Origin of the sequence: Streptomyces antarcticus (assembly GCF_026627255.1) — a bacterium.
GTDB lineage: Bacteria > Actinomycetota > Actinomycetes > Streptomycetales > Streptomycetaceae > Streptomyces > Streptomyces antarcticus.
Genome location: NZ_JAPNLM010000006.1, coordinates 220,328 through 231,955 on the forward strand (window position 1 = coordinate 220,328; position 11,628 = coordinate 231,955).

Annotated in this window: 13 protein-coding genes and 3 pseudogenes; 10 read left to right on the plus strand and 6 right to left on the minus strand. The window is 65.7% G+C overall.

Annotated features, from left to right (window positions below; genetic code table 11):
* Nucleotides 1-896: 896 nt before the first annotated feature.
* Nucleotides 897-1,253 carry a VOC family protein gene (locus tag OTB16_RS12550; protein WP_267720200.1) on the plus strand — a complete coding sequence of 119 codons (357 nt, stop codon included), beginning with the start codon at nucleotides 897-899 and terminating at the stop codon, nucleotides 1,251-1,253.
* 158 nt (nucleotides 1,254-1,411) lie between these two features.
* Here OTB16_RS12550 and OTB16_RS12555 read toward each other — a convergent pair.
* Nucleotides 1,412-1,598: pseudogene (locus OTB16_RS12555) on the minus strand (CorA family divalent cation transporter); the annotation flags it as partial.
* Between the two features lie 224 nt (nucleotides 1,599-1,822).
* A complete protein-coding gene (locus tag OTB16_RS12560) occupies nucleotides 1,823-2,164 on the minus strand; it encodes a hypothetical protein (protein ID WP_267720201.1) in 342 nt (113 codons plus the stop codon).
* A gap of 100 nt (nucleotides 2,165-2,264) precedes the next feature.
* Between OTB16_RS12560 and OTB16_RS12565 the strand changes: the two are divergent.
* Together OTB16_RS12565 and OTB16_RS12570 are read left to right on the plus strand one after the other, a co-directional pair.
* Nucleotides 2,265-2,543 (plus strand): annotated as a pseudogene (locus OTB16_RS12565) (integrase core domain-containing protein); the annotation flags it as partial.
* 40 nt (nucleotides 2,544-2,583) lie between these two features.
* Nucleotides 2,584-2,808, plus strand: coding sequence for a hypothetical protein (locus OTB16_RS12570; RefSeq protein WP_267720202.1), 225 nt, complete (start codon nucleotides 2,584-2,586; stop codon nucleotides 2,806-2,808).
* A 23-nt stretch (nucleotides 2,809-2,831) separates the two neighbouring features.
* Here the strand turns inward: OTB16_RS12570 and OTB16_RS12575 are convergent, their stop codons facing one another.
* The 3 genes from OTB16_RS12575 to OTB16_RS12585 form a co-directional block, all read right to left on the minus strand.
* Nucleotides 2,832-3,071 (minus strand): hypothetical protein, encoded by a 240-nt coding sequence (locus tag OTB16_RS12575; RefSeq protein ID WP_267720203.1) that lies wholly within the window; start codon nucleotides 3,069-3,071, stop codon nucleotides 2,832-2,834.
* Between the two features lie 48 nt (nucleotides 3,072-3,119).
* Nucleotides 3,120-3,269, minus strand: a complete 150-nt coding sequence (locus tag OTB16_RS12580; RefSeq protein ID WP_267720204.1) for a hypothetical protein — start codon at nucleotides 3,267-3,269, stop codon at nucleotides 3,120-3,122.
* A 155-nt stretch (nucleotides 3,270-3,424) separates the two neighbouring features.
* Nucleotides 3,425-3,556, minus strand: coding sequence for a hypothetical protein (locus OTB16_RS12585; RefSeq protein WP_267720205.1), 132 nt, complete (start codon nucleotides 3,554-3,556; stop codon nucleotides 3,425-3,427).
* Between the two features lie 209 nt (nucleotides 3,557-3,765).
* On the opposite strand from OTB16_RS12585, the pseudogene OTB16_RS12590 reads away from it, so the two are divergent.
* From OTB16_RS12590 to OTB16_RS12605, 4 genes and pseudogenes are all read left to right on the plus strand, one after another.
* Nucleotides 3,766-3,939 (plus strand): annotated as a pseudogene (locus tag OTB16_RS12590) (methylmalonyl-CoA carboxyltransferase); the annotation flags it as partial.
* Between the two features lie 201 nt (nucleotides 3,940-4,140).
* Complete coding sequence (locus OTB16_RS12595) at nucleotides 4,141-4,923, plus strand: thioesterase II family protein (RefSeq protein WP_267720258.1); 783 nt, start codon at nucleotides 4,141-4,143, stop codon at nucleotides 4,921-4,923.
* 3 nt (nucleotides 4,924-4,926) lie between these two features.
* Nucleotides 4,927-5,559, plus strand: a complete 633-nt coding sequence (locus OTB16_RS12600) for a metallophosphoesterase family protein (RefSeq protein WP_267720206.1) — start codon at nucleotides 4,927-4,929, stop codon at nucleotides 5,557-5,559.
* Entirely contained in the window at nucleotides 5,556-6,248 is a 693-nt protein-coding gene (locus OTB16_RS12605) for a 4'-phosphopantetheinyl transferase family protein (RefSeq protein WP_267720207.1), read from the plus strand. Before OTB16_RS12600 ends, OTB16_RS12605 begins: the two co-directional genes overlap by 4 nt.
* A 340-nt stretch (nucleotides 6,249-6,588) precedes the next feature.
* Here the strand turns inward: OTB16_RS12605 and OTB16_RS12610 are convergent, their stop codons facing one another.
* Nucleotides 6,589-6,834, minus strand: coding sequence for a hypothetical protein (locus OTB16_RS12610; protein ID WP_267720208.1), 246 nt, complete (start codon nucleotides 6,832-6,834; stop codon nucleotides 6,589-6,591).
* A 269-nt stretch (nucleotides 6,835-7,103) separates the two neighbouring features.
* Here OTB16_RS12610 and OTB16_RS12615 point away from each other — a divergent pair, with 269 nt between their 5' ends.
* Genes OTB16_RS12615 through OTB16_RS12625 form a run of 3 tightly spaced genes read left to right on the plus strand, consistent with a single transcriptional unit; the run spans nucleotide 7,104 to nucleotide 11,570 of the window.
* A complete protein-coding gene (locus OTB16_RS12615; RefSeq protein WP_267720209.1) occupies nucleotides 7,104-8,687 on the plus strand; it encodes a class I adenylate-forming enzyme family protein in 1,584 nt (527 codons plus the stop codon).
* A gap of 55 nt (nucleotides 8,688-8,742) precedes the next feature.
* Complete coding sequence (gene hemA / locus OTB16_RS12620) at nucleotides 8,743-10,026, plus strand: 5-aminolevulinate synthase (protein ID WP_267720210.1); 1,284 nt, start codon at nucleotides 8,743-8,745, stop codon at nucleotides 10,024-10,026.
* A 2-nt stretch (nucleotides 10,027-10,028) separates the two neighbouring features.
* The gene (locus tag OTB16_RS12625) at nucleotides 10,029-11,570 is read left to right on the plus strand and encodes a long-chain-fatty-acid--CoA ligase (RefSeq protein ID WP_267720211.1); all 1,542 of its coding nucleotides are present in this window, start codon (nucleotides 10,029-10,031) and stop codon (nucleotides 11,568-11,570) included.
* Nucleotides 11,571-11,628 lie beyond the last annotated feature (58 nt).

The window sequence follows — 11,628 nt, forward strand, 5'->3', positions numbered from 1 at the left end:
TGGGTCTCGCCGTCGACCGCCGGACCACCACCTGCGTCGTCTAACGGCCTAGACGGCTTTCATCACACAGTGCAACGAAGTGCATCTACCCGGCTAGCGGACCTCGGCGAAAGTGACCCACGCCACGTCGCCGGATGATCAGCCCGCGGCCGCTTGACAGGGCGTATGTAGGACGACGTATGTTCGTGTCGTCATCTAGTGCGCTAGACGCGCGGGAGCCCAACTTCTGGACGGCCCATGTCTAGTTCGCTGAGCCCCGGTGCTGCTGGAAGATGAAGAACACGCGAGCTGGGCGGCCTCGGCCGCGGGCTGGGGCACGGGGGTGCTCAGCCCGCGGCACCCGCCCGCTCGCCCGCTGACGCCGCACGCGGCCTGGACGGCGCGTCACGGCACGCTGAACCAGCAGATGCCACCGGAGTCGGGCAACCGGGAACGCGCACCTGCCCCTGCCGCGATGCGCGCCGGACCCTCGGCCTTGTCCGCCCTCCAGGGCAGGAAGGGTTCCCGTTCCGCTGATGGCTCCCGCCGGCCCACTCGCTGACGCGCTGCCCGAGGATGTCGTACGTCTGGTGGATCCCGACGTCCGGGTTGGCAGCATTGCCAGACGGCCCACGGCATCTCGGGTGAAGCGGAGCGTCCCGCCCGGTCGCCCTGGTGAGGTCGACACCTACGCGTGGAACGCCACCGGACCCATGTAGGACAAGGTGGAGACGGCCAGTCGCGAACAGGCCATGGCCGTCTACCCCTTCGGCGTCGAGATCCAATTCCAGGACCGCCTACACCAGCGCCCCGCTGGGTGCGCCACGCCTTCCTGCGCCACATCAACGAACTCGCCGCCCCGGAGTGACCGACGCAGCGGTACCGTGCCGACTTCCCTACGTAGAGGAGAACCCCAAGTGCTGCGCGGTATCCGGACCGTCATGGTCTTCGTCGACGCCCCCGAAGCCGCGGCCCGTTGGTGGGGAGAGATCTTCGGATCCGAGGTCAAGCTGGACATCAACGGCACCGCCGTCTACGCCTGGCTGGACCTCGACGGAATCGAGTTCGGTTTCCACCAGGCGTCCCCCAAGGCAAACCCCCACGGTGGAAGCACCGTTCCGTACTGGCCCGTCGAAGACCTCGAAGCCGAACGCGAACGCCTCCTGGACGCCGGCTGCATCCACCACCGAGGTCCGCTCGACGTGGAACCCGGCCGACGTATCTGCCAGCTCGTCGACCCGTTCGGCATGATCTTCGGGCTTGACGGACCCTGACACCGGAGCCCGCCCATGCGCCACTGGCCCATCACCGGAACGGAACTCTCCACTCCCGGCCTCGTTCTCCGTCTCCCTCCAGCCAGGCGCAGCGCGTTTACGTGAAGATGGCCTTCGCCAGGCACCGGAGGGCAGCTCGGACCCATCTCGCTCGCCGTCTACAGCCAGTCGCGCTTCTTGAAGATGACGTACAGGCTGACGCAGACCACCGCCATCAGCAGGATTGCGAAGGGGTAGCCGGCCGCCCACTGGAGTTCCGGCATCGTTTCGAAGCTCGTGCCGTAGCTCGTGCCGACCCAGGGTGGGGGCGGAGAGGATGGCGGCCCAGGAGGAGATCTTCTTGAAGTCGTCACCCTCACACCGCTGACCTGCGGAAAGCGCCCGGAGAGGCCCTCTGATCTGCGGCGATCAGCCTTTCCGTCCCTTTCACGGTGCTGCCCGTTTGTACGGCCGATCCTCCCCAGCCGCTCGCCAACGCGGCTTCATTCTCCCCAGATTCTCCCCAGCCCCGGCTGACTCTGAAGACGGATCGCCTCTGGTCGGGACCGCGATCCGCCTGGCGTGACCGGCTACGCGACGTAGCGGCAGCGAGGCAGGAGTAGGTGGCCGTCAATCGCTTGGCGGTAGCTCGTGGCTGGGTACGGCTGCTCGTTCACAGGGGAACAACCGCTGCGCTCCCCGACGCCCAGGCCGTGGCGCCACCCCTGCCCACCGGCCCGCCTCTGGCCGGAAAGGGAACCGGTCAGCCGGAAGAACTCGCCCGTGCCGTGGGTGGATTCCCCCAGACCGACGATCCGTGTCCCCCGCAGTGCCTCGCCCAGGGGTTTCAGGTCCTCCACCGGCGCGCCGGGGGTCAGGGTGCTCAAGGGATTGGCGTGCTCGTTCAGCCATCGGGCGATGTCGTCGGGCACCGTCTTGCCTCTCCTCACCGCGTGCGGGGAGGCGCCACGCGGTCGCGCCCCGGCCTCTCGCACCCGTTCATAGGTCAGTTCGTCGCCTCCCGGCAGGCCGCGAGGAACCGAGCGCCTCGAAGAAGCCGACGCGGTGGCCTCGGTCGGATCTCGGGGCGATTCGTACGATAACGCGCTCGCGGAAGCCTTCAACAGCTTGTTCAAAGCCGAGCTGATCCGCAACCGCGGCCCCTGGACCGGCATCAACAACGTCGAGATCGCCGTCGCCGAGTACATCGACTGGTTCAACCAGCGAAGGCTCCACGGAGAACTCGGCCACGTCCCGCCCGCCGAATTCGAAGCCCTCTACGCAACGAGCGGCGACTCACTGATCCCCTGAAACCCAGCCATCCCACTGTCCACAAAACCCGGGGCTTGACATGGAGCTCCGCGCGGATGACGGGCAGGAACAGCTCCAGGAACTCCGGGTCGTCCCCCAGTTCGGGACTCAGCCCGCCGATCTCGGTCAGTTCGGTGATCAGCTGATCGCCGCTCAGCGAGCGCCAGTTGATGGTGGGCAGTGGCGTCGCGGCGACCTCTGGCTCGCCGCGAACACGGCCTCTACCCGCTTCCCGGACGCTTCCAGCCTCGCGGCCATGTCGTAGGCCACGAGCGCCCCGTAGCTGAGTCAAGCGATCGCCAGCCGGTCACTGCGCGCGATCACCGTAGCCAGGTCTTCGATCGCACGGCAGCTCATCGACGCGACGTCCGGGAGGGGGTCATCGAAGAGCCGGGCTTCTCTGCCGGGCAGGTCGGGCAGCACCAGTTCAACACCGTCCGGCAGGGCGTCCCGCCATCCTCGGTAGCGCCCCAGCCCGCCTCCGGCGTGCGGGAAGCACACCAGGGTCAAGCGTGTCGGGCTCGGCATGTCACACCTCTGCAGATCGAGTCGGAACCATTGATGGTGGGCATGGCGTCAGCGACGCGCGCCGACCGCGACCGGGCCGATCCACGCCAGTAGTTCGTCCAGTGCCTGGTAGAACCTCTCAATCTCCGAGACGTCGTTGTAGAGGTACGCCGAGACGCGGAGGATCTCTCCGCCGGCCAGCTCGGTGACCAGAGGCATCGGCGCACTGTTCAGCCCGCCGATCACAGCCCCGAACGCACTCCTGCGCTGGTCGAACTGGCGCAGAAGCCACCAAGCCTCGGCGCGTCGCAACCATGACCGGCAGTGGCTCTCCGCCCCCTCCAGCGCGTAGATCGCGAAGTCACACTGGAGTACTAGCCCGACGGGCCATCGAACACGTCGAGGCCATCGACCACGACCACTTCGAGGCAGCCCCCGACCGCACCGCCCTCGTCGAGGCCCTGCTCGCTCTCGCGCCGCCACCCGAAACCGGCGACAACGATCACTGACGGAGCCGGGCGCTACTGAGCCGCGCCTGTCAGGGACGCGGACCAAGAGGGCCCGGGACCACCGAAACTGCCCGACCCCTGGCCTGCCATCGGTGCGGACACCCCCGCACGCATACCGACCCGGTCAGAAGCCACCCGACAGGGGTGGTCCCGTTCTCATTGCCGATCATGGACTCTACTGCCATGCTAAAATCCTCCGGATCCAGGTGATTCTCCGCAAAGCGTACGGCGGTTCCTGCATCGTCATGGTCGCGTTCCATCGGGGTGGAAGGCGCGGCGTGGTGTTCCGCCAGGAGATCGCGGCGGCGGACGACCCCGGGGCCGTGCGGGCCCAGCGGCTCAAGGAGTACCGGCAGGAGCTGATACATCCCTACTACGCCGCCGAACGCGGGCTCGTGGACGACGTGATCGACCCCGCCGACACAAGGCCCTTACTGATCCGGCACTTTAGGGACTGCGCACGAAGGACGCCCGGCTGCCCTCGCGCAGACACGGCAACCCGCCGATGTGACCCGGCAAATCCACAGAACCCGCAGGACAGAGACGGCAAGACCGCAAGACAGAGGGGACGTCCAGGAACCATGACAGGTAACACCAGGCACGCCGAAGCGTGGCTGCGCCGATTCCACCCGGCGCCGGATGCCGGTGTCCGGCTGGTCTGCTTCCCGCACGCGGGAGGCTCGGCCACCTTCTACTTTCCTGTCTCCCGCACGCTGTCACGGTCGATCGAGGTCCTGCCGGTCCAGTACCCGGGCCGGCAGGACCGGCACAGCGAACCGTGTGTCAGTGACATCGGCGAGCTGGCCGACCGCGTGGTCGAGGAGCTGCTGTCCCTGGACACCAAGCCGCTGGCCCTCTTCGGCCACAGCATGGGCGCCATCGTGGCGTACGAGGTCGCCAGGCGCCTGGAGCGCAAGGAGATCAAGCCCCTGCGCCTCTTCGTCTCCGGCCGGCGCGCCCCGTCGCGTACGCGGGACGAGAACGTGCACCAGCGCGACGACAACGGCCTGATCGACGAGCTCAAGAAGCTCAGCGGGACCGACTCCCAGCTCCTGGGCGACCCGGACGTGCTGCGGATGATCCTCCCGGCCGTCAGGAGCGACTACAAGGCGGTGGAGTCGCACCGCCACGTTCCGGGCCCTCCGCTTGACTGCCCCGTCGTCGCCCTCACCGGCGACGACGACCCCCAGGTGACGCTCGACGAGGCGAAGGCCTGGAGCGAGCACACGGTCGGCGGCTTCGAACTCAAGGTGTACGAGGGCGGCCACTTCTACCTCAACTCCCATGCGACGGCGGTGATGGAGGCGATCTCGGCCGGCATTGCGGAGCCGTCGCTGACCGGCCCGCCTGCGTCGGACCGGTGACGGATGGCCCCCGCGAACCTGCTCGGCATCAGCGATCTGCACGTCGGCCATCCGGAGAACCGGAAGATCGTGGAGAACCTGCGGCCGACGGCGGACGACGACTGGCTGCTGGTCGCCGGTGATGTCGGGGAGCTGACCGAGGACATCGAGTGGGCGCTGAGCACGCTGCGCGACCACTCCCGTACGCCGACCGCCGTGACCAAGGAGGCGGCGCTGGAGCAGGCGTACGAGAAGGGAGTGGTGTGCACGGACGAGTTCCTCCTCCACCCGGACCCCTGTCCCAGCCGTGAGGCCTGGTGCGACGCCCGGGTGCGGGAGAGCGAACGGCGCCTCGCCGCGTGCGACCCCGATCTGCCCACGGTGCTGGTCAACCACTATCCGCTGGTGCGCCATCCGACCCGCATCCTGTATCACCCTGAGTTCGCGCAGTGGTGCGGCACCGCGCGGACGGCCGACTGGCACCGCCGGTTCCGCGCCCGGTCGGTGGTCTACGGCCATCTGCGTATCCCCCGGACGACCTGGCACGACGGCGTGTGCTTCGAGGAGGTGTCCGTTGGCTATCCGCGCGAGTGGCGCCGCCCCGGCCACCCGCGCAACGTCTCCCGTCGTGTGCTGCCCGAGACGAGAACTCCGTGATCGAAGAGATACTCCCGCCGTACGTCGTGGTGGCCGAGGCGTACGACGACTCCGCACCGGCCGAGCTGTATCCGGAGGAGGCCAGGGTCGTCGCGAATTCCGTGGACGGTCGGCGGCGTGAGTTCGCCACGGCACGGCTGTGCGCGCGACGCTGCCTCGCCCAGCTCGGCCTGCCGCCCGGGCCCCTGCTGCCCGGCCTGCACGGAGCGCCGCGCTGGCCGGAATCCGTGACGGGCAGCATTTCGCACTGCACCGGCTATCGCGTCGCGGCCCTGGCCCGTACGTCCGATGTCGCCATGATGGGGATCGACGCGGAACCCGATCAGCCGCTGCCCGAAGGCGTGTTGGAGAGCATTGCCCTGCCCGGTGAAATCGCGCGGCTGCGCAGACTCCGGGCGAGCGAACCCGGCGTGTGCTGGGACCGCCTGCTGTTCAGCATGAAGGAAGCGGTCTACAAGGCCTGGTATCCGGCCACGGGGCGCCGACTCGATTTCGAGGACGCCGACATCGAAGTGGACGTTGAGGCAGCCTTCTTCACGGCACGCATCATCCCTTCCCGGCCCCAGAACAGGGGAGAGGAGGGCCTTCTGAAGGGCCGTTGGCTGGCCCGGCAAAATCTTCTGGTCTCCGCCATTGCCGTACCGAAGGCGGTGGTCGTGCCTGACGAGCTCGTGCGTGGTTGGCGGTGACGTGTCGAAAGGTGCCGGTCAGGCCGGAGGTCACCGTGGCTGACCGGGTCTGCGGGTGGCGGTCTGCTGGTGTGAAAGCAGCCCAGCGATGGCTCGGATCGTAGCGCTCATGTGGTCGCGGCGGCCGTGGTGGCGGGCGAGTGCCGGCCAGTTCCTGAGGTGTGCGATGCCATGCTCGACCCGGATACGGCGTGAGGAATGCGCCTTGCGCCGGCGCTCGTAGATCTCCTCGTACCAGTCCATGTTCAGGGCGAGTCGGGCGAACCGGTAGTCCTGGTGCGGTGCGGAGTGAACAGGTCGGGCGAGTCCTCGTCCAGCCAGCCCCGTTCGACCAGACGCTTCAGCTTCGCGCGTGCCCCTCGATCTTCGCGGTCTCGGCCGCGAGGCCGATCCTCGGCACGATCTGATTGGCCCGCACGGGCCCCGGGGCGTCCCCCGCGACCTCCAGGATGTCCTGGTAGACCCGTGGCAGCACACCCGGCTCCAGGCCCGGCCGCCACTTCGGCACCGCCAGAACTCCGACGACCCGCCGCTCCGCCCCCGCGAACGGCGACATCTCTTCCGCCGCCGGCGGCGTCTCCCGCACTGTCTCTCCCGGATCACGGCCTCCACCCACACACCGATCAACATCTCCCCAGGGTCGGAACATCACGCGGAACAAGCCGCACCCAATCCGGAACGCCGACACCCTGGGTGGCCGTACGGCGCGTGCCCCGAACGGCCACCCCGATCGGGGCGCCTTCCGGGACCCCGTTATAGCTGCTCGAACGCTCTACCGCTTACTTCAATTGCCTGACGAAGATTGAACCGCCCAATCGGATGACATCGCTGTTGGCGTAATCAAAGGAAAGTCCCATGAGTCTGCCCCGGCATTGGTGGAGTGCAAGTCAAAGTTACGTCTCGGAGATACTGTCACTGCTCGCAGCCGCGCCGGATCGCGATGTCGTTTATTGGCGTGGTGAAGCCTTCTCTGGTCGTGACCTTATTCGGTCCGTGACTGAAACGTTCCTTGCGCTGCGCAACCGCGGAGTGGGTAAGGGAGATGTGGTAGCGATTCTGGTCGCACCCAACAGCCCTGAGATGCTCACCGTGCGGTACGCGACACATCTGCTCGGCGGCGCCGTGTGCCATTTGCGAACCACTAATCCTGGTACCAGGGCAACGGTCCTTCCGCTGGATCACCAGATTCAGATCCTGCGCGAAACCGAAGCCGTGGCCATCTATGCCGATGCCGAAGGTTCGGAGCGCGCGGCAGAGCTTGCTGATGCCAGTGGGATCCCGGTAACGCGACTTCAGCATGGGGAACGAAATGAGGTCGGCCGGGCCGATGCTACCGATACCCCGGACGCCGTTTCGTGGGACCCGAATGCGCTAGTCTTCATCGGCTTCACGAGTGGCAGCACGGGACGGCCCAAGGGAATCCGGTTGTCGGGCCGCGCGTGGGAAGCAACGGTGCGTGCATGGATGGAGGTCGGTCGTGAATACGACTGTGCGTCGATCCTGGTATCGACCCCTCTGAGTCATGGCGTCGCCGCGATGGCAGACGCAGTCTTCGCCTTGGGCGGAGCGCTCTATCTCCATGAGACCTTCGATGCCGAGAAATTCGTGGACACCGTCTCCGAGGAGAAGGAGGTCTCGTGGACGTTCATGGCGACAAATCACGTGTTCCAAGTCATCGACCATCTGCTCGAGCGAGGAATCCGCGACAGAGACGCTCTGGAAGCGGCGGGCCTGTCCTCGCTGAAGCGGATTGTCTACGGTGGCAGCCCCGCGGCGCCCGCTAGAATTGCGCAGGCTTTTCGGATTTTCGGCCCTGCTCTGGCGCAGGGGTATGCCACGAGCGAGAGCGGTCGGATCACGATCCTGACGCCTCAGGAGCACGGCAACCCGGAACTCGCGGGCACTGTCGGTCGGCCCTTCCCTGAGGTGGAGGTCGTCGTCTGCAATTCGAATTCGGGCGCGCAGTTGGCGGCGGGGGAAATCGGCGAGGTTCGTGTCCGCTCGCCTCAGATGATGGACGGCTATAACGGCAACCTGGAATTGACTGCACAAGTTCTTCGTGACGGCTGGTATTTCACCGGAGATATCGGCCGTCTCGACGAGCGGGGCTATTTGACTCTCCTGGGTCGGGTGGCCCACGTCATCAAGGTCGGTGGCGTCAAGGTTCATCCCATAGTTCTCGAGGCGGAAATTCTTTCCCACCCAGGTGTCCGGCACGCCGCCGTCTATGGAGTGCAGGACGAGGATGGAAGCGATCACATCCACGCCGCAATCGAATGTGATCCGGCTGAGGTGGTCGAAGTGGAAAGCGTACGCGCGAGCATTGCTGAGAAACTGTCCCCGATTCACGTGCCCGAGAAGATGCATGTCTTGAGCGCACTGCCGATGAATAGCAACGGCAAGCCTGACAAGGTGCTCCTGAAGTCGCAATATTCCTAGCGTAGACCTTTCGGTTCGCAGATCAATCCAACCGCTACGTCGAGAAAGTGAGTGAATGAACGTTCACCTGGCATCATACCTGAATGGGAACACCGCTGACGATCTTGCTGAAAGCAAGCGCGAGTTCCTAGAGATCGGCCGTCGTTCCGGCCGTTACCCCATGGCCAGTGCGCGGCGTGATGGGGTGGATTCGGAAGTAAGCGTCTGGTGCAGCAACGACTATCTGGGAATGGGTCAGAATCGCCAGATCGTTGCGGCTGTGCACGCCGCGATCGATGCCTATGGCGTAGGTTCCGGAGGTTCCCGGAATATCGGTGGCACCAACCACTATCACGTCCTTCTCGAAAATGAGCTGGCGGATCTTCACGGCAAGGAATCCGCTCTCCTTTTCACGTCGGGATACACGGCCAACGAGGGATCCCTCTCCGTGCTGGCGGGGCTGCCGAAGGAAACCATCGTATTTTCCGACGCGAAGAACCACGCCTCGATCATCGACGGTCTCCGGCACAGCGGCGCGAAGAAGCACGTCTTCAGGCACAATGACGTCGCCCACCTGGAAGAATTGATCGCGGCCGCTCCCGCCGACTGCCCGAAGCTTATTGTTGTCGAATCCGTCTATTCCATGTCGGGCAACGTCGCGCCGCTCGCCGAGATTGCCGACATTGCGGACAAGTACGGTGCCACGACCTTCATCGACGAGGTCCACGCGGTCGGCATGTACGGCCCGCAGGGCGCTGGCATAGCCGCGCGGGAAGACATCGCCGATCGGTTCACGGTCGTGATGGGTACCTTGGCAAAGGGTTACGGAACGGTCGGCGGCTACATTGCGGGACCGGCGGCGCTCGTGGACGCGGTTCGGACCTATTCGCGCTCGTTCGTCTTCACCACCTCGCTGCCGCCGGCGATCGCGGCCGGTGCGCTGGCGTCGGTGCAGTACCTGCGGTCCTCCGATGTCGAGCGAAAGCTTCTCTCGGAGAATGCGCGGCTTCTGCACAGCCTTCTGATCTCGGCCGACATCCCGTTCATTTCGACGGACTCGCATATCGTTGCGGCCTTCGTCGGGGATGACGACACGTGCAAGCGGGCGTCCCAGCTGATGTTCGAACGGCACGGGATCTACGTCCAGTCCATCAATGCCCCCAGCGTGCCCGCGGGCGAGGAGATCCTGCGCATCGCTCCGTCTGCCGTGCATGATCAGAACGATGTCGAGGAATTCGCCCAGGCCCTTCATGGCATCTGGAAGGAACTGAACATCCCGACCTCGACTGCCCGAGACTGGTTCACGTCCGAGCTCTGCGGTGGCGGCCCCCGCACCGCCGCGAAAGACGGACTGCTGTAGCGATGACCACGTCAGTTGCCGGCGTGCTGGCCGACACAGCGGCGCAGCGACCCGACCACTCGGCCGTGATCTACGAGTCCGAGCACTTCACCTACGGGTGGCTGTGGGAACAGGCACGTCGCTACGCGTCCGTGCTGCGAGCCAACGGGGTGCGGCCAGGCGACCGGGTCGCCATGCTGCTGGCCGACACCCCGCAGTTTCCCGTCGTGTACTTCGGCGTGCTGGCGGCCGGCGCCGTCGCGATCCCGCTGAGTGTCATGTCGACCGCGTCGGAGATCGATCACGTACTGACCGATGCCGACGCCCGTTTTCTGGTGTGCGCCGCCTCCTTGCTCGCCCAGGCGAGGGAGGCGGCGGAGCGGCTCGGCACCGTGCTCCTCACTGCCGGCCCGGGCCCGGCGGGCACCGTCGACCTGGAGAACGCGGCACAGGACACGGCGCCGATCGACGATTCCGCGGTGCGGGAACCCGACGATGTCGCGGTCGTGTTCTACACGTCCGGCACGACGGGTAAGCCGAAAGGGGTGATGCTCACCCACCGGAACATTCTGCACAACGTCGAGAGGATGGTCACCACTCCGTACATGTTCCGGAGTGACGACGTACTGCTCGGGTGTTTGCCGCTGTCGCACGGTTTCGGTCAGATTTGCGGCATGCTGACTGGCTTCCGCGCCGGTATATCCATGGTCATGATGCCGCGGTTCTCCGGGCGGGAGGCCCTCGCGCTGATGACGAAACACCGATGCACGGTGTTCATGGGCGTGCCGACCATGTATTTCGGGTTGCTCGATGCGGTGGCCCAGGGCGAGCAGGTTCCTCGGCTCGACCGCGTGTACAGCGGGGGATCGGCGCTTCCAGTCAAGACCCTCGACGATGTCCGAAGCGTGTTCGGATGTCCTGTGTACGAGGGCTACGGGATGACCGAGACCTCCTGCAGCGTTGCCTATCACTATCCCGGCCTGACTTTTCGACCCGGAACAGTCGGTGCTCCGATCACTGGCATCACTGTCGGTATAGCTCGGCCGAATGTCGACAGGATCGATCTCCTGCCCGTCGGTGAGGTGGGCGAGATCCTGGTGCGCGGTCCGAACGTCATGGCCGGATATCTCGGTCGCCCGGAGATCACCGCTGAGGTTTTGATCGACGGCTGGTTCCTCACCGGCGATCTCGGCAGGCTGGATGGCGACGGATATCTTTCGGTCGTGGGCCGTAAGAAGGACTTGATTCTGCGTGGCGGCTACAACGTTTATCCGCGCGAAATCGAGGAGATCCTCGTCAGGCATCCGGCCGTGGCGCAGGTGGCGGTTATCGGTGTTCCGCACCCTGTGCTCGGTGAGGAGGTCTGGGCGATCGTCGTGGCTGCCCGGCCGGAGGACGTCAGCTCTGGATCGGATGAAGAGATCATCGAATGGGGCAAGCAGCGTCTCGCCGCATATAAGTACCCTCGTCGAGTCGAGTTCACCGACGCTCTCCCGTTGGGGTCCAGCGGAAAAGTTCTCAAGCGGATGCTCGTGTCGAAATACGAGCCGACCGTCGACTCGTAGCTGCAAACGAACAGCCCTCGCTCTCGGAGCCGGCTTTGGATCGTCCAGTTCTCCATTC

Excerpts from the sequence above, each read along its gene's own strand:
- OTB16_RS12570 (WP_267720202.1), top strand. The coding sequence starts at position 2,584 with ATGGAGCTCCGCGCGGATGACGGGCAGGAACAGCTCCAGGAACTCCGG.
- OTB16_RS12575 (WP_267720203.1), bottom strand. The coding sequence starts at position 3,071 with ATGCCGAGCCCGACACGCTTGACCCTGGTGTGCTTCCCGCACGCCGGA.
- OTB16_RS12580 (WP_267720204.1), bottom strand. The coding sequence starts at position 3,269 with ATGCCTCTGGTCACCGAGCTGGCCGGCGGAGAGATCCTCCGCGTCTCG.
- OTB16_RS12595 (WP_267720258.1), top strand. The coding sequence starts at position 4,141 with ATGACAGGTAACACCAGGCACGCCGAAGCGTGGCTGCGCCGATTCCAC.
- OTB16_RS12600 (WP_267720206.1), top strand. The coding sequence starts at position 4,927 with ATGGCCCCCGCGAACCTGCTCGGCATCAGCGATCTGCACGTCGGCCAT.
- OTB16_RS12615 (WP_267720209.1), top strand. The coding sequence starts at position 7,104 with ATGAGTCTGCCCCGGCATTGGTGGAGTGCAAGTCAAAGTTACGTCTCG.
- hemA (WP_267720210.1), top strand. The coding sequence starts at position 8,743 with ATGAACGTTCACCTGGCATCATACCTGAATGGGAACACCGCTGACGAT.
- OTB16_RS12625 (WP_267720211.1), top strand. The coding sequence starts at position 10,029 with ATGACCACGTCAGTTGCCGGCGTGCTGGCCGACACAGCGGCGCAGCGA.